Source organism: Streptomyces chartreusis, from assembly GCF_008704715.1.
In the GTDB taxonomy this organism is placed as follows: Bacteria; Actinomycetota; Actinomycetes; order Streptomycetales; family Streptomycetaceae; genus Streptomyces; species Streptomyces chartreusis.
Genome location: NZ_CP023689.1, coordinates 3,727,591 through 3,754,289 on the forward strand (window position 1 = coordinate 3,727,591; position 26,699 = coordinate 3,754,289).

Annotated in this window: 20 protein-coding genes; 11 read left to right on the forward strand and 9 right to left on the reverse strand. The window is 70.4% G+C overall.

What is annotated here, in order from left to right; translation table 11 throughout:
* The first annotated feature begins 15 nt into the window (after window positions 1–15).
* Genes CP983_RS15705 through CP983_RS15715 form a run of 3 tightly spaced genes read left to right on the forward strand, consistent with a single transcriptional unit; the run spans window position 16 to window position 3,330 of the window.
* Window positions 16–1,185 carry a toxic anion resistance protein gene (locus CP983_RS15705; protein ID WP_150499988.1) on the forward strand — a complete coding sequence of 390 codons (1,170 nt, stop codon included), beginning with the start codon at window positions 16–18 and terminating at the stop codon, window positions 1,183–1,185.
* Complete coding sequence (locus CP983_RS15710; RefSeq protein WP_150499989.1) at window positions 1,182–2,720, forward strand: vWA domain-containing protein; 1,539 nt, start codon at window positions 1,182–1,184, stop codon at window positions 2,718–2,720. The genes CP983_RS15705 and CP983_RS15710 overlap by 4 nt, the downstream gene beginning before the upstream one ends.
* Window positions 2,707–3,330: a hypothetical protein gene (locus tag CP983_RS15715; protein WP_189748872.1), complete on the forward strand. Its 624-nt coding sequence runs from the start codon at window positions 2,707–2,709 to the stop codon at window positions 3,328–3,330. Before CP983_RS15710 ends, CP983_RS15715 begins: the two co-directional genes overlap by 14 nt.
* Here CP983_RS15715 and CP983_RS15720 read toward each other — a convergent pair.
* Together CP983_RS15720 and CP983_RS15725 are read right to left on the reverse strand one after the other, a co-directional pair.
* Window positions 3,320–5,053: an SMP-30/gluconolactonase/LRE family protein gene (locus CP983_RS15720; RefSeq protein WP_189748874.1), complete on the reverse strand. Its 1,734-nt coding sequence runs from the start codon at window positions 5,051–5,053 to the stop codon at window positions 3,320–3,322. The genes CP983_RS15715 and CP983_RS15720 overlap by 11 nt on opposite strands.
* Before the next feature lie 302 nt (window positions 5,054–5,355).
* Window positions 5,356–7,179 carry a phosphoenolpyruvate carboxykinase (GTP) gene (locus CP983_RS15725; RefSeq protein WP_107903602.1) on the reverse strand — a complete coding sequence of 608 codons (1,824 nt, stop codon included), beginning with the start codon at window positions 7,177–7,179 and terminating at the stop codon, window positions 5,356–5,358.
* A gap of 342 nt (window positions 7,180–7,521) precedes the next feature.
* Here CP983_RS15725 and trhA point away from each other — a divergent pair, with 342 nt between their 5' ends.
* The 4 genes from trhA to CP983_RS15745 all read left to right on the forward strand — a co-directional run bounded on the left by trhA (window position 7,522) and on the right by CP983_RS15745 (window position 11,311).
* A complete protein-coding gene (trhA, locus tag CP983_RS15730; protein ID WP_107903604.1) occupies window positions 7,522–8,268 on the forward strand; it encodes a PAQR family membrane homeostasis protein TrhA in 747 nt (248 codons plus the stop codon).
* A 104-nt stretch (window positions 8,269–8,372) separates the two neighbouring features.
* Window positions 8,373–9,914 (forward strand): DHA2 family efflux MFS transporter permease subunit, encoded by a 1,542-nt coding sequence (locus tag CP983_RS15735; protein WP_150499990.1) that lies wholly within the window; start codon window positions 8,373–8,375, stop codon window positions 9,912–9,914.
* 5 nt (window positions 9,915–9,919) lie between these two features.
* Window positions 9,920–10,549: a TetR/AcrR family transcriptional regulator gene (locus CP983_RS15740; RefSeq protein WP_150499992.1), complete on the forward strand. Its 630-nt coding sequence runs from the start codon at window positions 9,920–9,922 to the stop codon at window positions 10,547–10,549.
* Window positions 10,550–10,582: 33 nt separating this feature from the next.
* Window positions 10,583–11,311 (forward strand): Mut7-C RNAse domain-containing protein, encoded by a 729-nt coding sequence (locus CP983_RS15745; protein WP_150499994.1) that lies wholly within the window; start codon window positions 10,583–10,585, stop codon window positions 11,309–11,311.
* Here the strand turns inward: CP983_RS15745 and CP983_RS15750 are convergent.
* The 5 genes from CP983_RS15750 to CP983_RS15770 form a co-directional block, all read right to left on the reverse strand.
* Window positions 11,308–13,728 (reverse strand): galactose oxidase early set domain-containing protein, encoded by a 2,421-nt coding sequence (locus CP983_RS15750; RefSeq protein WP_150499996.1) that lies wholly within the window; start codon window positions 13,726–13,728, stop codon window positions 11,308–11,310. The genes CP983_RS15745 and CP983_RS15750 overlap by 4 nt on opposite strands.
* Complete coding sequence (locus CP983_RS15755; protein ID WP_150499997.1) at window positions 13,725–14,927, reverse strand: glycosyltransferase; 1,203 nt, start codon at window positions 14,925–14,927, stop codon at window positions 13,725–13,727. The genes CP983_RS15750 and CP983_RS15755 overlap by 4 nt, the downstream gene beginning before the upstream one ends.
* Window positions 14,924–16,573, reverse strand: coding sequence for an ArnT family glycosyltransferase (locus CP983_RS15760; protein ID WP_150499999.1), 1,650 nt, complete (start codon window positions 16,571–16,573; stop codon window positions 14,924–14,926). Before CP983_RS15760 ends, CP983_RS15755 begins: the two co-directional genes overlap by 4 nt.
* The gene (locus CP983_RS15765) at window positions 16,570–17,847 is read right to left on the reverse strand and encodes a glycosyltransferase (protein WP_150500001.1); all 1,278 of its coding nucleotides are present in this window, start codon (window positions 17,845–17,847) and stop codon (window positions 16,570–16,572) included. The genes CP983_RS15760 and CP983_RS15765 overlap by 4 nt, the downstream gene beginning before the upstream one ends.
* 190 nt (window positions 17,848–18,037) lie before the next feature.
* Entirely contained in the window at window positions 18,038–20,071 is a 2,034-nt protein-coding gene (locus CP983_RS15770) for a thioredoxin domain-containing protein (protein ID WP_150500002.1), read from the reverse strand.
* 222 nt (window positions 20,072–20,293) lie between these two features.
* On the opposite strand from CP983_RS15770, the gene CP983_RS15775 reads away from it, so the two are divergent.
* Window positions 20,294–23,491, forward strand: a complete 3,198-nt coding sequence (locus tag CP983_RS15775) for a tetratricopeptide repeat protein (protein ID WP_150500004.1) — start codon at window positions 20,294–20,296, stop codon at window positions 23,489–23,491.
* 57 nt (window positions 23,492–23,548) lie between these two features.
* Here the strand turns inward: CP983_RS15775 and CP983_RS15780 are convergent, their stop codons facing one another.
* Complete coding sequence (locus CP983_RS15780; RefSeq protein ID WP_167537712.1) at window positions 23,549–23,803, reverse strand: hypothetical protein; 255 nt, start codon at window positions 23,801–23,803, stop codon at window positions 23,549–23,551.
* On the reverse strand, window positions 23,796–24,677 hold the full coding sequence (gene mca, locus CP983_RS15785; protein WP_107903628.1) for a mycothiol conjugate amidase Mca: 882 nt from the start codon (window positions 24,675–24,677) through the stop codon (window positions 23,796–23,798). The genes CP983_RS15780 and mca overlap by 8 nt, the downstream gene beginning before the upstream one ends.
* Window positions 24,678–24,826: 149 nt before the next feature.
* Between mca and CP983_RS15790 the strand changes: the two genes are divergently transcribed.
* The 3 genes from CP983_RS15790 to CP983_RS15800 all read left to right on the forward strand — a co-directional run bounded on the left by CP983_RS15790 (window position 24,827) and on the right by CP983_RS15800 (window position 26,662).
* Window positions 24,827–25,225, forward strand: coding sequence for a DUF4307 domain-containing protein (locus tag CP983_RS15790; protein ID WP_125528530.1), 399 nt, complete (start codon window positions 24,827–24,829; stop codon window positions 25,223–25,225).
* Between the two features lie 211 nt (window positions 25,226–25,436).
* Entirely contained in the window at window positions 25,437–25,937 is a 501-nt protein-coding gene (gene greA / locus CP983_RS15795) for a transcription elongation factor GreA (protein WP_030951085.1), read from the forward strand.
* Between the two features lie 233 nt (window positions 25,938–26,170).
* Window positions 26,171–26,662: a hypothetical protein gene (locus CP983_RS15800; RefSeq protein WP_150500008.1), complete on the forward strand. Its 492-nt coding sequence runs from the start codon at window positions 26,171–26,173 to the stop codon at window positions 26,660–26,662.
* Window positions 26,663–26,699 lie beyond the last annotated feature (37 nt).

Below are 26,699 nucleotides of genomic sequence, written 5' to 3' on the forward strand. Positions count from 1 at the left end.
GGGGGGCAACAGCACATGAGCACCAACGACGACACCTTCGTCCTGACCCCGCCGGAACCGGTGGCCGCCGTGCCGCGCGAGAAGGCCGGCGGACTCGTACCGGTCGACGACGGCGTCCGCAGCGACATGGCCGGCAAGGCGACCGCCTATGTGGAAGGGCTCGCCGGACTCGACGCCCGCTCCCCCGAGTTCGCCGGCAAGGTCGGTGAGATCACCGGGCTCGGCGCCGGGGAGATGCGGACGGCGGCCGCGCAGTCCAACCGCATGCTGGAGCGGACGATCCGGAGCCTGCCGGACAAGGGCGGCGACGCCCAGTCGCAGGTCGCGGGCTCGCTGGTCGAGCTGCGCCGCGTGGTGGAGGACCTCGACCCGCGGGACCTGCCCGCCTCCAAGGGACGCAAGTTCCTCTCCAGGCTGCCCGGTGGCAACAAGCTGCGCGACCACGTCGCCAAGTACGCCTCCGCGCAAGGCACCTTGAACAAGATCGTGGGGTCGCTGCGCGGCGGGCAGGACGAGCTGCGGCGCGACAACGCCGCGCTCCAGACCGAGCGGGTGCGGCTGTGGGAGACCATGGGCAAGCTCCAGGAGTACGTCGTGCTGACGGAGGCCCTGGACACCGCGGTCGAGCAGCACATCGGCCAGGTCGCCGACCCGCAGCAGGCCGACGGACTGCGCGCCGACATCCTCTTCCCGGTCCGGCAGAAGCACCAGGACCTGCTCACCCAGCTCGCGGTGTCCGCGCAGGGCTACCTCGCCATGGACGTCGTACGCCGCAACAACGAGGAGCTCATCAAGGGCGTCGACCGGGCGGCCACGACCACCGTCTCGGCGCTGCGGATCTCCGTGATGCTGGCCTCCGCGCTCGACAACCAGAAGAAGGTCATCGAGCAGGTCAACGCCCTGCGCGGGACCACCGAGGACCTCATCCGCGGCAACGCCGAGATGCTCGCCACGCAGAGCGGCGAGATCCAGCGCATCGCCGCCGACCCGGCGGTGGGAGCGGAGACGCTCCGTAACGCCTTCCAGCAGATCTACCGCACCCTCGACACCATCGACAGCTACAAGGTCCAGGCGACCGAGGCGATGGCGGCGACGGTGGAGAGCCTGACCGCCGAACTGCAGCAGGCGAGCGGTTACCTGGAGCGCAGCCGCTCGCAGGGCGCGCTGGAAGGCGGCCTCGGATGAGAACACGCATCCTCGCGCCGGCGCTCGCCGCCCTGGCGCTCCTGACCGCCTGCACCTCGCAGAAGGCGGCCGACGAGCCCGACGACGCCCCGAGACCGGGGTCCCTGCGCATCCTCGCCTCCAGCGAGCTCAGCGACATGGCCCCGGTCCTGGACCGGATCGCCGACGACACCGGCATCGAGGTCCGGCCCACCTACATGGGCACCCTCGACGCCGTGGAACTGCTGGCGAAGGGCAAGGCGGACGGTCGGTACGACGCACTGTGGCTGTCCTCGAACGACTATCTGCGGCTGCGGCCCGAGGCGGCGAAGAAGGTCGTCTCGGAGACGCCCGTCATGTCGAGCCCGGTCGCCGTCGGCATCAGGTCGACGCAGCTCGGGAAGCTGGGCTTCGAGCCCGACGACGTCACCTGGTCGCAGATCGAGAGGGCCGTCCAGGACGGCCGGCTCACCTACGGCATGACGGACCCGGCCCGCTCCAACTCCGGTTTCGCGACCCTGGTCTCCGTCGCCTCGGCCCTGTCCGGCGCGCAGTCCGCCCTGACGGACGCGGACGTCGCTAAGGCCACGCCCCGGCTGAAGGAGTTCTTCAAGGGGCAGAAGCTGACGTCCGGTTCATCGGGCTGGCTGGCGACGGCGTACAAGCGGCGCGGGAACGTCGACGCGCTGCTCAACTACGAGTCCGTCCTCAAGGGCATCCCGGGCCTGACCGTGATCCGCCCCAAGGACGGTGTCATCACCGCCGACTACCCGCTCTCCTCCCTCGCGTCGACGAACACCGCGACCCGTGAGGACGTCCGCCGCCTCACCGAGGCGCTGCGCGGCGACGGCATCCAGCGGCTGATCACCGAGCGCACCCATCGCCGCCCGGTCGTCAGCTCCGTCGACCCCGCACCCGGCCTCGACACCGGCCGGCGGCGCGAACTGCCCTTCCCGGGCACCCGTTCCGTCGCCGACGGCCTGCTGGAGTCGTACGAGAACGAGCTGCGCCGCCCGTCCAGGACGGTCTACGTCCTCGACACCTCCGGCTCGATGGAGGGCGACCGCCTGGAGCAGCTGAAGCAGGCGCTCACCGACCTCACCGGTGACTTCCGCGAACGCGAGGAGGTCACGCTGATGCCGTTCGGGTCGGGGGTGAAGAGCGTGGCCACGCATGTCGTGGATCCGGCCGACCCCAAGGCGGGGCTCGCCGGCATCCGCGAGGAGACCGACGCGCTCACCGCCGAGGGCGACACCGCGATCTACACCTCGCTGGAGGCGGCGTACCGGCATCTGGGCTCCGGCAGGGACACGTTCACGTCGATCGTGCTGATGACGGACGGCGAGAACACCGCGGGCGCCGACTCGGCCGGCTTCCACGCCTTCTACATCGGCCTGGACCGCGAGCGGCGCGCGACGCCCGTCTTCCCCATCCTCTTCGGCGACTCCAGCAGGTCGGAGCTGGAGTACATCGCCGAGCTGACCGGCGGCCGGCTCTTCGACGCCCAAAAGGGTTCGCTGGACGGCGCCTTCGAGGAGATCCGTGGCTACCAGTAGGGCAGTGGCGTACCTGGAGTCCCGCAAGAACATCGCCGGGAGCGCGTGCGGGCTGGCCGGCCTGGTGCTGACCTTCACGGGGGTGGCGGGACCGTACTGGCCGGTCGTGGTCGTGGGGCTGTACGGCGCGGGCGCGCTGATCGCCCCGCCGGAGCGGCCCGCGCCGCCCGACTTCCCCGACCCCTCGGCCCAGCTGGACGAGCTGCGGGGCGACTTCGAGCGGGTGCGCGGCTATCTGACGGACGTCGAGCTGTCCGTGACGGCCGCGGCCCGGCTGCGTGAACTCACGGAGCTGCTGACGGCGTTGCTCGACAGGGGCTGGGTCGCCGAGCTGCTCGCGCACGATCCGGAGGGCGTGCACGTGCTCTCCCGGATCGTGCGGCGCGATCTGCCCGAGGCCGTCGACAGCTTCGTACGGACGCGTTGGTGGACGCGGATGTCGCCGGGGAGCGAGTCGCCGGAGCTGCATCTGGAGCGGCAGCTGGGCCTGTTGAAGAAGGACGCCGAGAAGCTGGCGGCGGGCCTGCGCGAGGTGGAGGCCCGCCGCCAGGAGACCCACACCCGGTACCTGGAGGACCGGGGCGGGAGCGGGGGCGGACTTACCGCCTGACGTACACCGTCGCCGTGGCGGACGACGCGTTGTGCAGGTCGTCGCCCGGCCAGCTGACCGTGTAGTCCGCGTCGCCGCGGGTGCGGGGCAGGTCGTTGATCGTGAAGGTGCCGTCGGCCGCGACCGTCACCGACGACAGCGTGCCGGTGCCGAGCCGGTCGGTCCGGGTGACCTTGAGGACCGCCCGCTCGGGCAGCGCCTTGCCCTGTGCGGTGAACGTGCCGGTGATCTCGACGCCCGTCTTCAGCGAGCCCTCCTCGGGCGCGGTGAGCGCGATCGAGGTGGGTGCCTTGCCGACGGACACCGTGGTGGTGATGTCGTCGGCGGGGCGGTGGGTCAGGTCGCCGAGGTAGGAGACCTTGTAGGTGGCCTCACCCACGAGGCCGGGCTCGTCGAGGACGGTGAAGGTGCCGTCGTCCTTGACGGTGAACGTGCCCAGATCGTGGGTGCCGCTCGCGTCGGTGCGGGTCGCCCTGACCTTCAGGGGCTCGGCGGGCGCGGGCCCGTCCTGCTCCAGCTTGCCGCGCACGGCGAGCGGTTCGCCCGCGGCGGCCCGGGCGGGGCTGTGGGTGAGGCCGCCGGTGAAGCGGGTGTCGTACTGGACGGCCGGGGGCTGGATGATGTGCAGCCAGTACTGGTTGCCGGCCGCGTTGGTGGTGACCGCGAACAGCCGGGAGCCGTCCGCCGCCCACTCCAGGCCGCGCGGCGCGACCCGGTCGCCGTCGAGGCTGCCCTCGAAGGCGAACTCCAGCGGGGCGGTGGCGTCGGCCGGGTCGGCGGGCTGCACCAGCAGGTCGGGCGTGGAGCCGGTGGCCGAGGCGCCGCGCGCGATGTACTTGCCGTCGCCGCCGAAGGCGACCGCGCTGGCGACGGCCCCGGCGGGCAGTGCCCGATAGCCCTCGGCCGCGTCGGACAGGTCGCCGGTGTTCAGCAGCCGTGTCCCGGCACTCGCGTCGGCGACGGCGACCCTGCTGCCGTCGGCGGAGAACGCCATGTCCTTCAGGTTCAGGGCGCCCGTGCCGTCGGCGTCGGCGAAGCGCCGGGCCGCGCCACGCACGAGCGAGCCGCCGCCGGCGTCGTACACCGTCAGGAACGGATTGGCGGCGGAGGAGTTGAGCGGCTGGCCCATCAGCATCCGGTCGCCGGGACCGGCCTCCAGCTGGAGCTTGCCGAAGTCCTGCCAGTCGGTGCGCGCGACGGTGTTGGTGGCGGGCGCGTAGGCGTCCAGGTAGGTCAGCGTGGTGTCGCACTGCGAGGTGTAGTACGAGTACGGCGTCGTGTAGTACACCTGGCCGCCCGAGAAGGCGAGGCTGCGGCCGCAGGTGTCGGTGGAGACGTACAGGCCGTTCGAGGTGTAGGTGCTGGTGTCGTAGCGCCAGATGACCTCGCGGCCGCCGACGTAGAGCGTGGAGCCGTCGGCGTTCAGCGCGAGGCCGGAGATGTGCTGGGTGGTGCTGATCGTGGTGATCCGCTCGCCCTGGAAGTTGTAGACGGCGATCTGACCGGGGTTGCTGTAGCTGCCCATGTTGCTGTCGGCGATGTAGACCCGCTGGTGCGCGGAGTCCACCGCGAGCGCGGAGTACGAGGTGATCGGCAGCTTGGCCACCGCCTCGGAGGCCGCCGCGTGGGCCGCGGGCGCGGCGGCGACGGTCAGGCCGGTCCCGGCGAGTGTGGCGGCGAGCAGCGTGGCCGCGAGACGTCTGGAGCGGTGTGCAGTATTCAACTGTGCCCCCCACAGGCTGAATTGAGCGTCCACTGCGATCAGTGACGCTCCTGTGGAGACCATGTAACTGTGGTGCGTATGCCGCGATCAAGGCGGCGCGACCGTACATGCGAGCGAATACAGGCGAGGGCCTGCCGCGGCCTTCCCATCGGGGCGGACGGGACGACCACGACAGGCCCAGAGCCCCGTACGCCGTTGTACGGAACCTCGCCGGTCCTGTGTGCTGTCACCGCGGCCGGCCGTGACGATACTGCTGGTCAGGGCACGATCGGAGCCGGCCGCGGCGTCATCGGGGGCTGTTCTCAGCCCAGGCGCTGCACCAGCGCGTGGTACTCGTCCCACAGCTCCTTCGGCGTGTGGTCGCCGAAGGTGTTGAGGTGGTCGGGGACGAGCGCGGCCTCCTCGCGCCAGATCTCCTTGTCGACGGTGAGCAGGAAGTCCAGGTCGGTCTCGGCCAGTTCGAGGCCCTTGGTGTCCAGCGCACCCTTCGCCGGGAGGACGCCGATGGGGGTCTCGACGCCTTCGGCCTTGCCGTCGAGGCGCTCGACGATCCACTTCAGCACGCGGCTGTTCTCGCCGAAGCCGGGCCAGACGAACTTGCCCTCGTCGTTCTTGCGGAACCAGTTGACGTAGTAGATCTTCGGCAGCTTGGACTGGTCCTTGTCCTTGGCCACGTCGACCCAGTGGGCCATGTAGTCGCCCATGTTGTAGCCGCAGAAGGGCAGCATCGCGAACGGGTCGCGGCGCAGCTCGCCGACCTTGCCCTCGGCGGCGGCGGTCTTCTCGGAGGCCACGTTGGCGCCGAGGAACACGCCGTGGTTCCAGTCGAAGGACTCCGTCACCAGCGGTACGGCGGTGGCGCGGCGCCCGCCGAACAGGATCGCCGAGATCGGCACGCCCTTGGGGTCCTCCCACTCGGGCGCGATGATCGGGCACTGCGCGGCGGGGACGGTGAAGCGGGCGTTGGGGTGGGCGGCCGGGACGCCGGAGGCGGGCGTCCAGTCGTTGCCTTTCCAGTCCGTGAGGTGGGCCGGGGTCTCCTCCGTCATGCCCTCCCACCAGATGTCGTTGTCGTCGGTGAGGGCGACGTTGGTGAAGACGGAGTTGCCCCACAGGGTCTTCATCGCGTTGGCGTTGGTGTGCTCACCGGTGCCGGGCGCGACGCCGAAGAAGCCGGCCTCGGGGTTGATCGCGTAGAGGCGGCCGTCCTCGCCGAAGCGCATCCAGGCGATGTCGTCGCCGATCGTCTCGACGGTCCAGCCGGAGATCGTGGGCTCCAGCATGGCGAGGTTGGTCTTGCCGCAGGCGCTCGGGAAGGCGGCGGCGACGTACTTCGACTCGCCCTGCGGCGGCGTCAGCTTGAGGATCAGCATGTGCTCGGCGAGCCAGCCCTCGTCGCGGGCCATGACGGAGGCGATGCGCAGGGCGTAGCACTTCTTGCCGAGCAGGGCGTTGCCGCCGTAGCCGGAGCCGAAGGACCAGATCTCGCGGCTCTCCGGGAAGTGGGAGATGTACTTGGTCTGGTTGCACGGCCAGGGGACGTCCTCCTGGCCCTCGGCCAGCGGGGCGCCGACGGAGTGCACGGCCTTCACGAAGAAGCCGTCTTCGCCGAGTTCGTCGAGGACCGCCTGGCCCATGCGGGTCATGGTGCGCATGGAGACGGCGACGTAGGCGGAGTCGGTGATCTCCACGCCGATCGCGGAGAGCTTCGAGCCGAGCGGGCCCATGCAGAACGGGACGACGTACATGGTCCGGCCGCGCATCGAGCCGCGGAAGACGCCCTTCTCACCGGCGAAGACCTCACGCATCTCGGCGGGGTCCATCCAGTGGTTCGTCGGGCCGGCGTCCTCCTCCTTCTCGGAGCAGATGAAGGTCCGGTCCTCGACGCGCGCGACGTCGGTCGGGTCGGAGGCCGCGTAGTAGGAGTTGGGGCGCTTGATCGGGTCGAGCTTCTTGAAGGTGCCCTTGGCGACCAGTTCCTCGCTCAGGCGCTCGTACTCGGCCTCGGATCCGTCGCACCAGACCACGCTGTCCGGCTGCGTCAGTTCTGCGATCTCGTTCACCCACGAGACCAGCTCGCGGTGGTTGGTGGGGACGACGGGGGGAGCCGCGATGTCGCGCGCCACGGTTGCTCCTAAAAGAGGGATTTTGTCCTGAATATGCCCTTGTGTGCCCCGTGGGGGCCACGACCCGGATGCTTCGCGGATCGGATCGGCGTTCCGATCTTCCGCGCTCATCCGGTGCCGACCGCACTCATTTGATCATCCGACGCGTCCGCCCATATGTCCAGAGGGCGTCACAGGTGAGCGGCGTGAGCATCGCCACTCATCCAGATGTTTTCGATGGGTCACCACCGCTTCACCCCGGGTGGGTCCATTGCGGGTAGCCCGTGAGACGATGGCCACTTAAGGGCGCCCATCTGGCCGCTCTGACGCGTAACTTACGGTTCCGTAGGTACGATGCCCCGCATGACTGCGCCCGTCCCCGACGCGCCAACGGACACGCCGGCCGCCGGCCGCGGTTCCGCCGCGCCCTCGCTGCCGCACCAGATCGCGCACCACGCCCAGCAGCTCTCGGAGGAGATCAAGCCCAGACTCCGGGGCTGGCTGCATCTGGGCATGTTCCCGGCCGCACTCGTCTCGGGCCTGGTGCTCACCGCCCTCGCGGACTCGGCGCGCGGTCGTGTCGCCTGCGGGATCTTCGCCCTCACCGCCTGCCTGCTGTTCGGCGTGAGCGCGCTGTACCACCGGGGCAACTGGAGCCCGCGCATGGACGGAGTCCTGCGCCGACTGGATCACGCCAACATCTTCCTGATCATCGCGGGCACCTACACGCCGCTGACGATGCTGCTGCTGCCGGGGGCCAAGGGGCAGTGGCTGCTGTGGGGCATCTGGGCGGCCGCCGCGGCCGGCATCGTCTTCCGGGTCTTCTGGGTCGGCGCCCCGCGCTGGCTGTACACCCCCTGCTACATCGCGATGGGCTGGGCGGCGGTCTTCTTCCTGCCGGACTTCATGCGCTCCGGCGGCATCGCGGTGCTGGTCCTGGTGATCGTCGGCGGCCTGCTCTACAGCGCGGGCGGCGTGATCTACGGCATCAAGCGCCCGAACCCGTCACCGCGCTGGTTCGGCTTCCACGAGGTCTTCCACTCCTTCACGCTGGCCGCGTTCGTCGTGCACTACGTGGGGATCTCCCTGGTGGCCTACCAGCACGCGTAGCCCACCGCACAGCGCCTTCGAGGGCCACGGCTTCCGAGCCGTGGCCCTTTTTCGCGCCCTCCACATGTTGACAGCAGCTCCTTTTTGAGAGCTACTCTCATTTCATGGTTACTGCCACTACAGATTCCCGCCGCTGGTGGGCGCTCGGCGCCCTGGTCGCGAGCATGCTCACGCTCGGCTTCGACATGACGATCCTCAATGTGGCGCTGCCGACGATGGCCGCCGACCTCGGCGCCACCACCGGCCAGCAGCAGTGGATGGCGGACGCGTACGTCGTCGTCTTCGCCGCGCTGATGCTCCCCGCGGGCCTGCTGGGCGACCGGTTCGGGCGGCGGCGGATGCTGATCACCGGGCTCGGCGTCTTCCTCGCCGGTTCGCTCGTCGGCGCGCTGGCCGGCGACGTCAACGCGGTCATCGCCGCACGCGCGGTGATGGGCGTCGGCGCGGCCCTGGTCACCCCGCTCTCGCTGTCCGTGCTGCCCACGCTCTTCGGCCCCGAGGAACGCACCAAGGCCGTCGGCATCGCCTCCGCCGCCTCCGCGCTCGGCCTGCCGCTCGGCCCGATCATCGGCGGCTGGCTGCTGAACCACTTCTGGTGGGGCTCGGTCTTCCTGATCAACGTCCCGATGGCCGCGATCGGCATCGCCGCCTGCCTCTTCCTGCTCCCCGAGACCAAGGACCCCGCCTCCCCCAAGGTCGACACCGTCTCCACGGCACTCGCCGCGACCGGGCTCGGCGCCCTCGTCTACGGCATCATCGAGGCGCCCGCCCGGGGCTGGGGCGACCCGCTGGTCCTGGGCACGCTCGGGGCGGCCGTGCTCCTGATCGCCGCACTGGTGGTGCGCGAGCGCCGGGTCGAGCGCCCCATGCTCGACATGACGCTGCTCGCCCACCGCGGCTTCCTGTTCAACACCGTCGCCGCCACCCTGGTGACGTTCATCCTGACCGGCCTGCTGTTCGTTCTGCCGCCCTACCTCCAGGCCGTCCTCGGCCACGACGCCCTGGGCACCGGCGTGCGGCTGCTGCCGATGATGGGCGGACTGCTGGTGGCCTCCCGTCTCGCCCCGCAGGTCGTCGCCCGCTTCGGTGCGCGGGCCGCGGTGAGCGCGGGCCTGGTTGTGCTGGCCTTCGCCGGGTTCCTCGGCAGCCGTACGACGGTGGACTCCGGCTACGGATTCGTCGCGCTGTGGCTCACCATCACCGGCCTCGGCTTCGGCCTCTCGCTCATCCCCGCCATGAACGGCGGTCTGAGCGCCCTGCCCCGGGACCGGGCCGGCAGCGGCTCCGGGCTGCTGATGACCCTGCGTCAGGTGGGCGGCGCGATCGGTATCGCCCTGCTCGGCAGCCTGCTCGCCGGCGCCTTCCGGGACCGGCTCGACGTCACCGGGCTGCCCGCGGGCGCCGCCGACACCGCCGGGGAGTCCGTGGTCGCGGCACACCTGGTCGCCGAGCGGGCGGGCTCGGCGCAGCTCGCGGCCTCCGCGAACAGCGCGTACGTCCACGGCATGGGCATCGTGCTGCTGGTGTGCGGGATCGCGGCCCTGGTCTCCGCCCTGCTGGCGGCCGCGTTCCTGCCGGGAACACCGGATGCGGAGGAGCCCGGGGCCCCGGACATGGCTGCCGAGCGGGCCGATGCCCGACAATGACACCCATGACCCCCGCACAGTCCTCTCCCCCGACCGACCCTCCCCAGCTGGGGCTTCGTGAGCGGAAGAAGATCAAGACCCGGACGGCGATCCGCGACGCGACGTACGCGCTGATCAAGGAACAGGGCTACGACGCCACCACGATCGAGCAGATCGCCGAGCGCGCCGAGGTGTCGCCGTCCACCGTCTTCCGCTACTTCCCGACCAAGGAGGACATCGTCCTCACGGACGAGTACGACCCTCTGATGCTGGAGGAGTTGCGTGCCCGGCCCGCGTCGGAGTCCTGGCTGGACTCGGTGCGGTACGTGCTCCACAGGTCCATGGACGAGCTGCTCGCCGTGGATCCCGAGGCCGTCCGGATCCGGGCGCACCTGGCGGTCCAGATCCCCGCCGTCCGCGCCCGGATGATCGAGAGCATGTCGGCCACCGGACGCATGCTGCGGGGTGCCATCGCCGAGCGCCACGGTCTGGACGCGGACTCCCTGGAAGTGCGGGTCTACGCGATGTCCCTGGTCGGCGGCCTGATGGAGGCCAACATCACCTGGGCGGAGAACGACTGCCGGGACGAACTCCGCGATCTGGTGGACCGGGCCCTGGACGTCATCGAGCACGGCCTCCCCGCGAAAAAGAGCTGAGGCCCGCACCCCCCGCCGTGTCATCCTGACCGGGTGAACGGTCCCGAGATCCATGTCGAGTTCGCCCCCGAGCTGCGGGTGTTCCTGCCCAACGGCCGGCGCCAGGACGGTGCCGCCCGGATCACCACCGACGGCGTCTCGACCCTCGGCCATGTCGTGGAGTCCCTCGGCGTCCCGCTCACCGAGGTCGGTGCCGTCGTCGTGGACGGCCGCGAGATGCCGGTGTCGTACGTCCCCGCGGCGGGCGGATCCGTGTCGGTACGGCCCGTGGCACGCCCCCAGCGGGTGCCCGGCGCTCCCCTGCGCTTCCTGCTCGACGTCCACCTCGGCACCCTCGCCCGGCGGATGCGTCTGCTCGGCGTGGACACCGCGTACGAGTCGACCGACATCGGCGACCCCGCGCTCGCCGCGCTGTCGGCCGCCGAGAAGCGGGTCATGCTGAGCCGTGACCGGGGGCTGCTGCGGCGCCGTGAGCTGTGGGCCGGCGCGTATGTGTACAGCACGCGGCCCGAGGACCAACTGCACGACATCCTCGACCGGTTCCGCCCCGAGCTGCGCCCCTGGACCCGCTGCACCGCATGCAACGGGCTGCTCAAGGAGGCGACCAAGGAGGAGGTCGCGGACCAGTTGCAGGGCGGGACGCAGCGGTCGTACGACGTGTTCGCGCAGTGCACACAGTGCAAGCGGGCGTACTGGAAGGGCGCGCACCACGAGCAGCTGGTGGCCATCGTGGAGCGCGCCCTCGCCGACTACGCGAACTAGCGCCGGGTCACATCACCCTTCCCGCAGGCGATTTGGTCCCTGTTCGGGTCGAGGCGGAGCGGGTCGTCCCTGCCGTTGACCTTCAGACGGCCGTAGTCGTTCTTCTTCAGCCAGTCGCAGCGGGACTTCGTCGTCGCCTTCACGGCCGGCGGGAAGTCCGTCGGGACACAGACGTTGACGGAGCCGTAGTGGCGGTCGCAGCCGGAGACGGTCGGGCCGACCTTCTGCGAGGTGCGCTTCTTGCCGGGGCCCGTGACCTTGCCCTTGAGGTTGCCGGCGAAGTCGTGGACATGCGCCGAGGAGTCCGTGGCGCTCAGTGCCGAAGGACCCTGCAGATGGACCCACTTGGCCACCGACGGCACGCCGCCCGCGTCAACCGCGAAGAGCATGTACCAGCCGGGCGGGGCCAGGTTGGGGTTGCTCGTCACGTTCAGGTCGACGTTGGCGCCGTCGACGGACAGGGGCAGATCCACGAACCGCTGGTTGGGGTCCGAGGAGTGGGTCACGGCCGCCGGGCGGATCAGCTCGGCCTTGGCGATGGGGCGGTCGACGGTGATGCGCTGGGTGTCGCCGTAGGTCCACTCGGTGTCGATCACCGAAGTGATCTTCGGGCGCTCGCCCTTGAGGAGATAGGGCGGGGTGTAGACCGACACGTCGTGGTTCCAGCTGCCGTTGCCCGGGTTGTCGCCCGTCGCCATCACCCGGCCGTCGGGCAGCAGGAACGCCGAGGAGTGGTAGCCGCGCTCCTCCGGGTCCGCGGCCACCGGGTCGAAGGTGCCCGTCGCCGGGTCGTAGATCGACGACTCGTACACCGGATCGGCCCGGTTGTGCAGCGCGCCGCCCGTCTCCAGGACCTTGCCGTCGGGCAGGAGCACGGCGGAGACGTACATCTTGCCCTGGTTGCCGGTCTGCGGGATCTTGCCGTTGCCGAGGTCGACGGTGCCCTGCGGCAGCGGCGGTCCGGCGACGTAGGACGGGTTGGGCTGCTTGAGGTCGATGACGTCGGTGAGACGGTTCGCGTCCGGGTTGGAGTCGATGTTGCCGCCGCCGATGGTGAGAACCTTCTGGTCCTGGGCCGGCGGCAACAGCACGCTCGCGGACTGGTCGCGCTCGTCCTTCTTCTGCAGGCCGGGGATCTGGGTGACGGTGTTGGCGCCGTAGTCGTAGATCGCCGAACCCGTGCCGGGGATGTTGTTGCCGAAGACATGGCTGCCGGAGTAGAAGAGGCGGCCGTCCTGCATGAGGATCATCGACGGGTACAGACCCCAGTACGACCAGGTCTGGTTGACCTTCCAGAGCTCCAGCCACTTCTGCTCGGCGTCCGACCACAGCTCGGCGGTCACCGAACCCGTCGAGTCCTCCTTCAGACCGCCGAAGGAGATCACGTCACCGTTGCCGAGGACGGTCGCCGACGGATACCAGTGGCCGTCGTTCATGTCGTTGGTCTTGCCGTAGGTCTCGGTGACCGGGTCGAAGATGTACGAGTCCTTGTAGCCCTGGTAGCCGATCGTGCCGTCGGCCGACGGATAGCCCTTGTTGCCGCTCATCACGAGCACCCGGCCGTCCTGCAACTGCACATGCCCGGCGCAGAACATGTCCTTCGGCGTCGGGATCTGCTTGTACGTGCCGTTCTCGGGGTCGTAGACCGCGCTGGTGAACGTGCCCGCCTCGAACATCTGCTCGCTGTTGCCGGAGCCCGCGATCAGCAGCACCTTGCCGTTGTTGAGGACGACGGAGTGCATGGAGCGGACCGGGTTCTGCGTGGGCAGCACGTCCCAGCGGCCGTTCGCGCACTCCTCGGCCGTGCCCGTGCACACCGGGTCCGGGACGGGGTCGGCGACCTGGTCCATCGTGTAGTCGTCGGTGGTGACCGAGCCGGTGCCGTAGACCGAGACGCCCCAGGCGATCCGGTCGGTGCCGGCGGGCACCTCGGGGGTGCGTACCGTCGCCTCGGTCCAGCCGGCCGCCATCTCCAGCGTCTTGAGGTCGGTCCAGTACTGCCAGCCCGCCGTCGCGTCGTGCCGGAACAGGGTGACCGAGGTGTCGGGGGTGGTCGACTTGTACCAGAGCCCCAGGTCGTACTGCTTGCCCGGCGTGACGACCGGCGCGCACTCGGCGGACTCGGTGATGAGCGCCTTGCGGTCGCCCTCGACGCGGCGGGTGAGCGTGACCTTCATGGCCTTGGACCCCGAGTGGGCGTCGGCCACGGTCTCGAAGGTGAAGTCGTTGTCGCCCCAGCCGGACTTCTTCCAGCAGTAGGGCATGTCGTCGCTGCCGGCGGTCTCGAAGCCGGGGTTCTTGATGAGGTTGGCGGCGGAGGCGGACTGGGGCGAGGTGAGGAGCAGACCGGCGGTCAGGGCGCCCACCCCGACCAGTGCGGTCCTTCTTCGGTGTGTGGCGACGAGGCGCTTTTTCATGCGGCTCTCCTTGCGGTGCGGCTCCCGGGCCGCCGACCTGAACGACGGCTCGGCAGATAGACCAGCGCTTCGGTACCGACGAAGCGCAGGACGAACGTGATGACCAGGGCCAGCGCGGTCGCGGGCAGCACGGCCAGCCCGAACTGGCCCACCAGCAGCGCGATCAGCGGGATGCGCAGCACCAGGTCGGCGTTGGCGAGCAGCGCGAACCTGGCGGTGCGGTCGGCCCAGTGCCGGTGCTGCCGCCGGTCGCGGAACAGCAGCTTCTCGATGAGCAGGAAGTTCCAGGCCACGCCGAACTGGTTGGCGACGATCTCCGCGGGCAGGTAGTGCAGCCCCATGTGCGTCATCGCCCACAGCGCGGCCAGGTTCGGCACGAACCCGGTGAGCCCGATGAGCCCGAACACCACCATCCGGGACAGCGGGTCGGCCGTGCGCAGCCCGGCGAGGTGGCGCAGGAAGCGCCGGCCCTCCGCCGCCGTGGACTTCGACTCGCCCGCGAACCGCTCCTGGAAGACGAACGGCACCTCGGTGACCGCGCGCGGGCGGCTGCGGACCGCCAGCTCCAGCAGGATCTTGTAGCCGAGCGGCTTGAGCGCCTCCGCGGCGATGTCGCTGCGGCGGATCGCGAAGAAGCCGCTCATCGGGTCGCTGATGCCGTGCAGCCGGCGCGGGAAGAGGGACTTCGTCATCCAGGTCGCCAGCCGCGACACGGCCACGCGGTAGCTGCCCGCGAGTCCGGCCCGGCTGCCGCCCTTGATGTACCGGGAGGCGACGACGAGTCCGGCGTTCGCGCGCTCGCCGGTGGCGACCAGCTCCGGGACGAGGGACGGCGGGTGCTGGCAGTCGCCGTCCATGACGACGATCCAGTCCGAGCCGGCCGCCTTCATCCCCTCGACGACCGCGCCGCCGAGGCCGCCGACGGGTTCGTCGCGGTGGATGACGGTGACCGGGAACGGGCAGTCCTGCGCGGCCTCCTCGATGACCTGCGGGGTGTCGTCGGTGGAGTCGTCGACGAAGACGACCTCGCAGGGCAGCCGGGACGGCACCGACTCGGTGATCTGATGCAGCAACTGCCGTACGTTCGCCGACTCGTTGAAGGTCGGCACGACGATGGTGACGGCACCCGGCTCGGGCACCTCGACGGCATCGACGGACGGCTCGCCGAGCTGTCCGGGGGCGGTGGATTCCTGGGTCATCGGACGCCTCCGGAGGCGGTCTGGATCTGGCGGATCTCGATGCGGTCCTCGCCGCGGCCGAACACGGCGACCGGCTTCGAGTGCTCGATGGCCGCCTTGACGTTGGGCAGGTCGACCGCGTCGCGCCGGACCGTCGGGGAGGCGACGACGTAGTCGAGGTCCTTCCAGCCGCGCGGCATCGTCTTCGTGACGGCCGGGTCGAGGTCGGCCTTGTAGAACCAGATGACGCCCAGCCCGGGCTCGTACCCGGCGTGCACCAGGTCCAGCCAGAGCGCGTCGTCGACGAGGACGCGGGTGTCCCCGGGGTCCGGCACCTCGGTGGACAGCCACTTCGAGGCGGCCCGGTAGGGCGCGTTGGCGTCGGCGGTGACCGCGGTGCGGTCGCCGTCGTACCAGCGCGGGACGACATAGGCGCCGGCGGAGATCGCGAGTACGGCCGCGAGGGCGTACCGTCCGCCGGTCAGGTACCGGTGCTCGGCCTCGGAGCGCCATCGCCGCAGCACGGCGTGGGCGACGGACGCGGTGCCTCCGGCGAGGACCAGGGCGAGGAACGGCAGCGCCTGGATGACGTACATCGCGGGCAGATAGCCGCTGGGGCGCATGGCGACCAGGGCGAGGATGACCACCGTGAACGACGGGCCGGCCAGGGCACGGGCGGTCACCGACCAGCGCCAGGTGACCAGGAGCAGCAGTCCGCCCGCGAGTCCGCCGACGATGAGGACGCGGTCGTAGTAGAGCCATGACTGCAGGACGCCCCAGGAGCCGGAGCCCTGGTCGAGGATGAAGCCCGAACCGGGTCTGGTCATCTGGTACTTGATGCCGTCCCACAGCGAGACGTGCCCGCTGCCCGGCAGCAGCTCGCCCTTCAGCAGGGCGAACAGCGGGTAGGACAGGCCGATCAGCGCGCAGGCGGTGACCGCGCCGGTGACGGCGAACTTGCGGGTGTCGCGGTGGCTGTGCCGCCACATGGTGATGAGGACCGCGGGGAGGACGAAGAGCATCGTCTCCTTGGTCAGCACGGCGGTCGCGGCGGCGATCCCGGCGCCGAAGTGGTGCCACAGATGACGGCTCGGGGAGGCGGCGAGCGCGAAGGCCAGCAGCGTCCACATCACCGCGAGGTTGTCGAGGAAGATCTCCCGCTGGAGGACGACCGACAGCGGCGAGAGCCCGAACAGGACCATGCCGAGCCCGGCGGCCCAGCGCGGCAGCGACAGCCGCCGCCCGATCACATAGACGAGGACCGCGCTTGCGGCGCTGATCACGAGCATCGCGGCGCGCATGGTGCCGACGGTCATCGACTCGGGGCTGAGCGCGGCCGGTATCCAGGTCAGCAGGGCGAGCTGGATCCAGCCGAGCGGCGGGTGGTCGTACCAGTAGGTGTAGTGGGCCAGGCCCCGGCCCTCCTGGACGGCCCAGGCCTGGGCGAGATAGGTGCCCTCGTCGTCGCTGAGGGTCGGGTAGTCGGAGATGTTCCAGCCCTGCACGACGAGGATCGCGACGAGGAGTACGCCGCACAGGATCAGGTCGGGCCGGGACGAACGCAGCCGGAGCGGTGGGGTCGTTCGACCGGTCGGACGCGCCACAGGCGCAGGCTGCCGCTGCGCGGGGACCTTGGCAGGGGTCACCGCGGGAAGGGTGGAGGTCACGCGGGGACGTCCTCTCGGAGGTCTCGGGCCACTTCGGCATCGGCGAGATGCGCACCTACGTGGCTGGTCAGCTCCCAGTCGTTCCGGCCGCGCTGCTCACGCCATACGGCGCGGACGGCGGCCCCGGCGAGGAGGACCTGGTAGAAGGGGCCGCCCACGACGAGCTTCACGTAGTGCGCGAAGCGGACGCGCAGTCCGTACTGCTTGCCGAAGTCGTGCAGTCCGACGATCTCGAAGACGAACGTGACGAGCGCGGTGACGGCCGGCAGGAAGGTGATGAAGGCGACGCTCACGGGCACGTCGACGAAGACCGCGATCGCGATGTTGAGCGGGATGATGAGCCCGGTGAAGGCCTGCATGAACGGCGTCATGAGGGTGTACCGGGCGAGCAACCGCTGCCCGAAGGTGGGCAGTTGCCGCCAGTCCTTCTTCCGGTAGACCTGGAGGAAGCCCTGGTTCCAGCGGGTGCGCTGCTTCAGCAGCGACATCAGGCTGCCGGGCGTCTCCTCCTTGGTCACCATGTCGGAGTCGTAGGCGACGACGACCTTCTTGCCGACGCTGGAGAGACGGACACCCAGGTCGCAGTCCTCGGCGAGGCAGTCGGGGTCCCAGCCGTCGGCCTCCCTGAGCACGGCCGTCCGTACGAAGACGGTGTTGCCGCCGAGCGGGATGAACCCTTTTTGCGCGTGCAGGTGCAGCCGGGAGCGGAACCAGAAGAAGTACTCCAGGCAGTTGCGCAGGCTGTACCAGCTGGAGTGGAAGTTGATCAGCTGGACCCCGCCCTGCACTACGTCGGCGCCGGTGGTGCGGAAGGCGTGGTCGACGTGCGCGAGGAGCTCCGGGTGGACCTGGTCCTCGGCGTCGAAGACCCCGACGACGTCGCCGCGGCAGTGCGGCAGCGCCGTGTTCATGGCCTTCGGCTTGTTCTTCTTCTCGTGCGTGTCGACGACCACGCGGACGCGCGGATCACGCGAGGCGGCCTTCTCGGCCACCTCGGTGGTCTCCGGGTCGTCGTGCCCGACGATGACGATGATCTCGAAGTCGGTGTGTGTGGACTCCAGCAGTCGCTGGATCGTGTGGTCGAGCACGGCTTGTTCGTGCCGTGCCGGTAGCAGCAGCGAGAATGACAGGTGTTCGTCCCCGTCCGGTCTGCTGAACCGGGTGGAGGCGAGCACCTCGGGCGTACGCCACGCGTGCATCTGCCACCACAGGGTGAAAGCCGCCATCCAGAACAAGGCCAGCGAGACGACGGCTATGAAGACAGACGTCAGCAACAGATCCCCCCAGATCCCAATGCCCCCTGCCGCGACAGCGAGTCACATCTGTCGCGGAACTGTGTAGACATTAAGGGGGATCTGTGAAGCCCGCAGGCCGTTTTGATGAAGAGCGCGTTTCATCACAACGAGCCCCGAGAGTGAACAATTCGAACACAGGCTGCGTAACTGCCCTTTGCTCACTTCCGTTTTACCTGGTCAGAGCGGTTCGCAGCTGTTCGGGGTCGGTGGTCGGGGCGTCGCAGGTGAAGTTACGGCAGACGTAAGCCGCAGGTTGACCCTGCTGCAGCGGGCGGTCGGCGAGGAGCGGGAATTCGCCACTCTCCGGAGTCCCCACGGCGACGACCGCGCCCGGCGCGGTACCGAGAAGTGCCGTGCGGTGGAGGGCCTTCGTGGCGGCGTCCTCCGTCGCCGGGCCCACGACCGCGACCTCCCTCGGCCCGTCGAGGTTGGCCTCGGCGACCGCGAGTCCCCAGCCGATGAACCGGGGCACGCGCGGACCTAGCGCCTTCACCACGCCCAACGCCCGTTCGGCGGCGGTGCGGTGCGGCTCGGCACCGGTCTGCGCGGCATAGCTCAGCAGCGCGCCCGCCGCCGCGCACCAGCCGGAGGGGGCGGCGTTGTCGGTGGGGTCCTGCGGGCGGCGGATCAGCCGCTCGGCGTCGGCGGCCGTGTCGTAGAGGCCGCCGGACTCCTCGTCGACGAAGCGGGCCAGCACATGGTCGAGCAGGAACCCGGCGAACTCCAGCCAGACGCCCTCCCCGGTGACGGACGCGAGCGCGAGGAAGCCCTCGGCTACGTCGGCGTAGTCCTCCAGCACGCCCGCGTTCGCGCCGACCTGGCCGTCCTTGCTGGTCCGGGCGATACGGGCCTGCTCGTCGAGGTGCAGCCTGACCAGCAGGTCGGCGGCGCCGAGGGCCGCCTCCACGAGGTCGGGGCGGTCGAAGTAGGCGCCTGTCTCGGCGAGGGCGGCGATCGCGAGGCCGTTCCAGGCGGCGACGATCTTGTCGTCCCGGCCGGGCCCGGGGCGTGACGCGCGCCGCCGCAGCAGACGCTCACGGATCGAGGCGATCCTCCCGGCGTCGAACAGCTCGTCCTGCTGCGGGAGCTGGAGGACGGAGGAACCCTCCTCGAAGGTGCCCTCCTCCGTCACCCCGAAGTACCGCACGGCGAGGTCGGCGTCCTCGTCCCCGAGGACCTCGCGCAGCTGCTCCGGCGTCCACACGTAGTACGCGCCCTCGACGTGCCTGCCGGTCCCGTCGTCGCTGTCGGCGTCGAGCGCGGAGGCGAACCCGCCCTCGTTCGTGCGCAGTTCGCGCACCATGAAGTCCGCGGTCTCCAGGGCGACGCGGCGGGCCAGCTCGGAGCCCGTGGCACGCCAGAGGTGGGCGTAGACACGGCACAGCAGGGCGTTGTCGTACAGCATCTTCTCGAAGTGCGGCACCACCCAGTCCCGGTCGACGGAGTAGCGCGCGAACCCGCCGCCGAGCTGGTCGTAGATGCCGCCCCTGGCCATCCGCTCGCAGGTGTCCTGGGCCATCTGCAACGCGCCCTCGGCGCCGGTGCGCGCGTGGTGGCGCAGCAGGAACTCGATCGCCATGGACGGCGGGAACTTCGGCGCGCCCCCGAATCCGCCGCGCTGCGGGTCGTACTCGCGGGTGAGCCCGAGCAGCGCCGCCGCGAGCTCCTGCTCGCCGGGGGCCTCGGGGCCGCCGTAGGAGATCTCGCGCCCGGCGAGGTCGCGCACGATCTTCCCGGCGACGTCGGAGACCTCGTCGCGCCGGTCGGTCCAGGCGCCGCGCACACCCTCCAGGACCTGACGGAAGGACGGCATGCCCTGGCGGGGTGAGGGCGGGAAGTAGGTGCCGAAGTAGAAGGGCTCGGCGTCCGGGGTGAGGAACACCGTCATGGGCCAGCCGCCCTGCCCGGTGGCCGCCTGCACGGCCTCCATGTAGACGGCGTCCACGTCGGGCCGCTCCTCGCGGTCGACCTTGACGCTGACGAAGTGGGCGTTGAGGTAGTCGGCGGTCTCCTGGTCCTCGAAGGACTCGTGCGCCATGACATGGCACCAGTGGCAGCTGCTGTAACCGACGCTGAGCAGGACCGGTTTGTCGCTCTTGCGAGCCTCCTCGAAGGCCTCGGCCGACCACGGCCACCAGTCGACCGGGTTGTCCGCGTGCTGGAGCAGATAGGGGGACGTTTCGTGAGCCAGTCGGTTCGGCATGGGGTCCATCCTGCCGCAGTACCCCCGCCGGCATGCGTCAGGCGTCCACCGGACGGCGACGTCACGTCCCCCGATCCCCCGGCCACGGCCCCCTGACCGCGGCCGCCGTCGCCCCATCCTTCACCGCGGCATCCGGCACCCGTCACCCGGCCCTCTCCCCACAACGCCCCGTCCGCAGCACACTTGACCAAGAACGCCATCGCTGCCGGAGGGGGACGTGACATGCGGGACAGCCATCGGACTGAGGCCGAGAGGCTGTTGGCTCGGGCCGTCGAGGAGGAGGTGCGGCGCTCGGGCGGCCGCATCGAGGGGCAGGTGCTGCTGTCGCGGGCCCGCGGCGCGCTCGACGCCATGGCCGGGGCGGCCACCGAGGAGTACGAGGCGTACACCCGGGCGCTGGACGAGGCGGACGCCGGCCGGCTCACCTTCGGGCAGCGCTTCGCACGCGAGGGCGGTGCCACCCCCCTGATGGTGGCCGGCGTCGCCGCGGTCGCGGCCGCCGTGTCCGACCTGGCGCTCGGCACCGGCGCGAGCACCGCGGTGGGCGCGGGCGTCACCGTGGGCGTCGTCGGCGCCGCGGCCACCGTCGCGAAGGTCGCCGGCACACATCTGCCCGCCGCACACCAGCGCGCGGGCGCCGTCGGCCAGCCCGGCGGCCCGGAACAGCTGCGCCTGCAATGGCTGACGGCGCTGGAGGTCCGCGGCATCCGCCCCTTCCTCGACCAGCAGCGAGTGCTCAGCGCGTCCACCGGCCCGAAGAAGACGGGCCCGCGGCTGAGGGGCGCCGACAAGAGCGCCGCCGCGCGCGGCCGCAACGTACTGGAGCAGTCGTTCGCCCAACTCCCCGAGCCGACGGGTCCGTTCGCCGGCCGTCGGCAGGAGCTGTCCCGCATCGGGCAGTGGGTGCAGGCGGCACGCGCGAGTACGGAGACCAGGCCGACGGTCGTCGTCCTGCACGGCCCGCCCGGCAGCGGCCGCAGCGCACTGGCGGTCCGCGCGGCCCACGAGCTGAAGGACCAGTTCCGCGGCGCGTGCGTGGTGGACCTGCGCGGCGACACCACGGAGGAGCCGCCGCTGTCGACACGAGACGCGCTGCTGCACCTGCTGAACCGGCTGGGCGCCCCCCGCGAGCAACTCCTCTTCCGTGAGCGCTCGTCGGCGGAGCAGCAGGTCAAGCGGCTCGGCGAGCTCTACCACCAGCACCTCACCGGCCTCCCCGTCACGGTCGTCCTGGACGACGCCCCGGACGCAACTCAGGTCCGCACCCTCGTCCCCGAACGCTCCGACAGCCTGGTCCTTGTCACCTCCCGCGAACCCCTCGACCTGCCCGACCTCGCCGCCTGGGTGCACCACCTCCCGGTCGAGGCACTGGACGCGGCCGGCGCGGAAGAGCTGCTGACCGCCGCCGCACAGGACTCCTCGGGCCCCTACGACGCCGAATCGGCCGACCGGATCCGGCAGTTGTGCGGCGGCCTGCCGCTGGCGCTGCGCGTCGCCGGCTCGTCGCTCGGCCCGCGCTCACCGCGCACACTGGCGACGGACCTCGGCGCGTACGGCCCGGTGGAGCCGATCGAGCGGGTGCTGTGGCTGCGCTACACCGACCAGTCGGAGGCGGCCCGGCGGCTGCTGCGCCGGCTCGCGCTGGCGGGCCGGGCCTCGCTGGGCGCGGCAGCGGCGGCGGCCCTGCTCGCCACGGACGAGGCGGAGGCGACCCGTCATCTGGAGGAGCTGGCCAGGTCGGGCCTCATCGACCACGTCCGCGGCAACCGCTACCGGCTCCACGACCTGGTCCGCGCCTTCGCCCAGGCCCGCCTCCTCGACGAGGAGGAACCCGCGGAGCGCACGGCGGCGCAGGAGCGGCTGATCGTGAACTACGCCGACCTCGCCGACTCGGTGCTGCGACTGGTCGACGGCAACATGTCGACCCGCTCCGACCGCTTCAGCCCGCACGGCTTCACCTCGCTGGACGACGCGCTGCGCTGGCTGGACGACGAGTCGAGCTTCATCACCGCGGCCCTGCGGCACGCGGAGGACGCCAACCAGGCGGCGGTGCTGAACCTGCTGGGCGCCCTGTGCGACTACTGCCTGCTGCGCGGCGACCTCTACCGGCTCGGTGAGATCAGCGAGCTCGCGCAGGCCGTGGACAAGGGCCTGCTGGTCCGCTCGGTGCAGTGGCGCACCGGCATCGCGGCCCGGCAGCTCGGCGAACTCGACAAGGCCCGCGCGACCCTGACCTCGGTGGTCGAGCTCTACATGGAGGCCCAGCACGACGCGGGCGCGGCCCGTGCCCTGTGCTCGCTCGGCATCACCCTGCACCACCAGGGCAACCTCACCGAGGCGGCCGCCAAGCTCCGCGAGGCCCTGGACCTCCAGTCGGCGCCCGAGCTGTCGACGGACCGCGCCTGGACGATGCACGCGCTGGCGGCGGTGGAACGCGACCGGGGCCATGTCGCCGAGTCCCTGGACCTGCTGACCGAGTCCCTTTCCCTGCACCGGGCCGGCGAGTCCCTGCACGGCGAGGCGTGGGCCCACTTCCAGCTGGGCCAGCTGGGCCTGCGGATGGGCGACGTACCGAGGGCGGACGAGGACCTGCGGGCGGCCCTGGACCTGTACGGCCGCACCCGCGACGCCCGCGGCGAGGCCTGGGCGCTGACCCAGCTGTCCCGGGCCCGGCTGGTCGCCGGCGACCCGTCCCCGGCGGTGGACGGCCTGCGCCAGGCGGCCGCCCGCCACCGCGACAACGAGGACGCCCGCGGCGAGGCGTGGTCCCTCTACTACCTGGGCCAGGCCCTGGAGGAGACGGGCAACCTCGACCTCGCGGTACGGGAGCTGGAGCGGTCGCGGACGATGTTCTCGCGGATGCGCGACGTGTACGGGCTCGCGTGCGCCCGGCACCACTCGGCACGGGTGACCCGCGACCAGCGGGCGGCCCAGACGGGCTCCCTGCGCAATTCCGGATTCGCCCGTCAGCTCCTGGTGGACGCCCGCGCCGACTTCCAGCGCATCGGCGTCGCGCACGGCGAGGCGTGGACCTGCCTGGAGCTGGCGGTCGTGGACGCCGGGAACACCCGCACCCAGCAGGCGCTGACTCTGTGCGACGACGCGATCGGCCTGTTCGCGTCGTACGGCGACCGGCGCGGCGAGGACTGGGCCCGCTTCCTGCGCTCCACCCTGCTGCCGTACGCCGCCCCCGGCGGGGTGGAGGTCGGCACGGCGGTGGCCCAGGAGGAACTGGCCCAGCTGTCCCGCACCGGCCACCCCCTGCGCGACGCGAAGCTGGACGGCTATGTCGAGGCGTACCAGCTGCTGCTGGAACGCGGCGTGAACCTGGAGGAGGGCTGGCAGGCCTGGCGGCTCGGCATGGTGCCGAACCGCCACGCACGCGAGGTCATGGGAGTGGCGGCAGCCGCCCGGCACTGAGAGGTACCGGGCCCCCGGGGATCTTCGCCGTCAGGCCTGCTGCGGCCCGGCCGGCCGTCAGCCCTGCGGCTTCGCCGTGCCGGCCGCCTCGGCGGAGTCCTCGGAATCCGCCTTCGGATCCGGGACCTCCGTGAACTCGACCCTGTTCATGTGGCGGTTCATGGACTTCATCAGGCCCCAGACCGCCAGTGCCATCACCGCGAAGACGATGAAACCGAGGACGCCGGGGGTGACCTTGTCCTCGTCCACCTCCTTGGCGAAGGTGACGAGCTGTGTCATTGCCAGGCTTGCGCTTGCGCTCATGTCAGGCATTGTCGCGGATGCCCGCAAACAGGTCGTCCTCGGGGAGGGAGGTATCGACGAGGGACTTCGCGAGCTCGTACTCCTCGGTCGGCCAGACCTCCTTCTGGATCTCCATCGGGACCTTGAACCAGCCGCCGTCGGGGTCGATCTGCGTGGCGTGCGCGATCAGCGCCTTGTCGCGGATCTCATAGAAGTCCGCGCAAGGGACATGCGTGGTGAGCGTGCGCTCGGCGCGCTGGAACTCGTCCCACCGCTTGAGCCAGTCCCCGTACGGCGACTCCAGACCGCGGTCCAGCATCGCGTTGTGCAGCGCCTCGGTGCGGGGCCGGTTGAAGCCCTGGTTGTAGTAGAGCTTCCGCGGCTGGTACGCCGGGCCGAACTCCGCCTCCGGGTACTTCTCGGCGTCCGCGGCGCCCTCGAAGGCCACCATCGAGATCTTGTGGGTCATGATGTGGTCGGGGTGCGGGTAGCCGCCGTTCTCGTCGTAGGTGGTGATCACCTGCGGACGGAACGAGCGGATCTGCTTCACCAGCTCACCGGCCGCCTTGTCGACGTCCTCCAGGGCGAAGCAGCCCTCCGGCAGCGGCGGCAGCGGGTCGCCCTCGGGCAGGCCGGAGTCGACGAAGCCGAGCCATTCCTGCTTCACCCCGAGGATCTCGCGGGCCTCGTCCATCTCCTTCTTGCGTACCTCGTGGATGTGCTCCTCGATGTACTTGTCGCCCTGAAGCTTCGGATTGAGGATGGAGCCGCGCTCCCCGCCCGTGCAGGTCACGACCAGCACGTCCACCCCCTCGGACACGTACTTCGCCATGGTGGCCGCGCCCTTGCTCGACTCGTCGTCGGGGTGGGCGTGCACGGCCATCAGTCGCAGCTGGTCAGTCAAGACTCAATCCTCGTAGTCGGCGCCCCGGTGTGCCCCGGTGCGATCGGCGGCTTCTATAGTGACCGAATCGGGGGGCGGATAATTCCGGGGTACGGTCCGCAGGTCCCTCTTTCTGGAACATCGGTCCCGCCCCGGCGGAGAGGACGATCATGAGTACGGCGAGCACCCGAGTGCCGGAGGGCCGTTACGGCCGCTCCTCGGACGCGCGCGCCGACCGCACACTCAAGGTCGTCGGCGGCGTCCTCGGGGCATTGCTCCTGGCGCTGATCGGCTATTTCGCCTATTACTACGTCGGCCAGAACAAGATCAGCGCCGAGGTGATCGAGTTCGACGCCCAGACGGACGCGGTGAAGGTGCATCTGGAGGTCCGCAAGGACGCCGGCGCCTCGGGCTACTGCACCCTGCGCTCCCAGGCGGAGAACGGTGCCGAGGTGGGCCGGGCCGACTTCCGCTTCGACGGCGACGCCACCCGGATCGACAAGGTCGTCACGCTCCGTACGACGTCCCAGGGAACGACGGCCGAACTGCTCGGCTGCCACTCCGACTGATCCAACCGCCCGAATCCGACCGACCTTGGTCGACATCGACCGGATCGGTCCGGAATACGTAGGCGCTGACCTGCGTTGATGCGAATCTGATGGCTTATGTCCTCCCCCTTCGGCCTTTGAATTGTTAGGCTCGTGGTTTCGCCCTTCCGTGAAGGAACATCCTTCTGGGTAGGGCGATGCTTTGTATTCCCAGTACCGACGAGGAGCACCTGTGACCCAGACCAGCGAGAACGTCACCTGGCTGACCCAGGAGGCGTACAACCAGCTCAAGGCCGAGCTGGAGTACCTGTCTGGTCCTGCGCGCACGGAGATCGCCGCCAAGATCGCGGCCGCGCGCGAGGAGGGCGACCTGCGCGAGAACGGCGGGTACCACGCGGCCAAGGAGGAGCAGGGCAAGCAGGAGCTCCGTGTGCGCCAGCTGACCCAGCTCCTGGAGAACGCCCAGGTCGGCGAGGCGCCGGCGTCGGCGGACGGTGCGGTGGCGCCCGGCATGGTCGTGACGATCGCCTTCGACGGTGACGAGGACGACACGACGACCTTCCTGCTCGCCTCGCGCGAGTACGCGAGCTCCGACATCGAGACGTACTCGCCGCAGTCCCCGCTGGGCTCCGGCGTGATCGGCCACAAGGTCGGCGAGGACGCCCAGTACGAGCTGCCGAACGGCAAGATCGCCTCGGTGAAGATCCTCAAGGCCGAGCCCTACAACGGCTGATCCGCCCTCGGGGCACTCAGCACCGGTCTTCCACGAGCCCCCGCCGCCTCCCGGCGCCGGGGGCTTCGCCATGCGCCCGGGCCGAAAGTCATATCCACCGACAACTCGGCTCATTGCATTGGCTGTTGTGAGCCAACCGGGCGAGGCCTCAGTGACGCCTCCGCGACCCATATCCGATCAAAAGCCATGATGACGACGTAATGCTCAGTGAGATCATGTGGAATGAGTGAAACATGCTGCTCAAGCGCCTCACGCTGACCATGGCCACGTCGCTTCTGGCTCTCGCCGGCACTGTCGGTACGGCCACCGCCGCCCCCGCCCCCGCCGCGAACCCGGGTGACCAGTCCGGCCCGTGCTACATCAACATCCAGGGAAGCAACAACACCAACACGTACGCCTCGTGCGGCCAGATCCTCACCGGCACCGGGCACGTCACGGGAAGCAATCACACCGTTGGCCGCGGGGGCCTCACGGGAGCCGACACCCTCCCCCAGGTCGGTGTCGAGACGTCCAACCTTCTCGCCGCCCCGCAGAACAACGCCGATGTCATCACTCCGCTGATCGGCGGCACCAACGTCTCTGCCGCGTGCACCGTGCAGAGCCCCGTCGGCGACGGCATCTTCTATCTCGTCGTCACGGCGGTCAACGGCTATCCCACGGCCGGCTGGCTGCAGGCCGAGGTGATTTCGTCCACTGCGGACGTCCCGGCCTGTCTGCCGGCCTGAGCCGACCTCCGCCGTAGGCCGGCGAACAAGAAGGCCC

Excerpts from the sequence above, each read along its gene's own strand:
- CP983_RS15705 (WP_150499988.1), top strand. The coding sequence starts at position 16 with ATGAGCACCAACGACGACACCTTCGTCCTGACCCCGCCGGAACCGGTG.
- CP983_RS15710 (WP_150499989.1), top strand. The coding sequence starts at position 1,182 with ATGAGAACACGCATCCTCGCGCCGGCGCTCGCCGCCCTGGCGCTCCTG.
- trhA (WP_107903604.1), top strand. The coding sequence starts at position 7,522 with ATGACTGCGCCCGTCCCCGACGCGCCAACGGACACGCCGGCCGCCGGC.
- CP983_RS15735 (WP_150499990.1), top strand. The coding sequence starts at position 8,373 with ATGGTTACTGCCACTACAGATTCCCGCCGCTGGTGGGCGCTCGGCGCC.
- CP983_RS15740 (WP_150499992.1), top strand. The coding sequence starts at position 9,920 with ATGACCCCCGCACAGTCCTCTCCCCCGACCGACCCTCCCCAGCTGGGG.
- CP983_RS15750 (WP_150499996.1), bottom strand. The coding sequence starts at position 13,728 with ATGAAAAAGCGCCTCGTCGCCACACACCGAAGAAGGACCGCACTGGTC.
- CP983_RS15755 (WP_150499997.1), bottom strand. The coding sequence starts at position 14,927 with ATGACCCAGGAATCCACCGCCCCCGGACAGCTCGGCGAGCCGTCCGTC.
- CP983_RS15770 (WP_150500002.1), bottom strand. The coding sequence starts at position 20,071 with ATGCCGAACCGACTGGCTCACGAAACGTCCCCCTATCTGCTCCAGCAC.
- CP983_RS15775 (WP_150500004.1), top strand. The coding sequence starts at position 20,294 with ATGCGGGACAGCCATCGGACTGAGGCCGAGAGGCTGTTGGCTCGGGCC.
- CP983_RS15780 (WP_167537712.1), bottom strand. The coding sequence starts at position 23,803 with ATGCCTGACATGAGCGCAAGCGCAAGCCTGGCAATGACACAGCTCGTC.
- CP983_RS15790 (WP_125528530.1), top strand. The coding sequence starts at position 24,827 with ATGAGTACGGCGAGCACCCGAGTGCCGGAGGGCCGTTACGGCCGCTCC.
- CP983_RS15800 (WP_150500008.1), top strand. The coding sequence starts at position 26,171 with ATGCTGCTCAAGCGCCTCACGCTGACCATGGCCACGTCGCTTCTGGCT.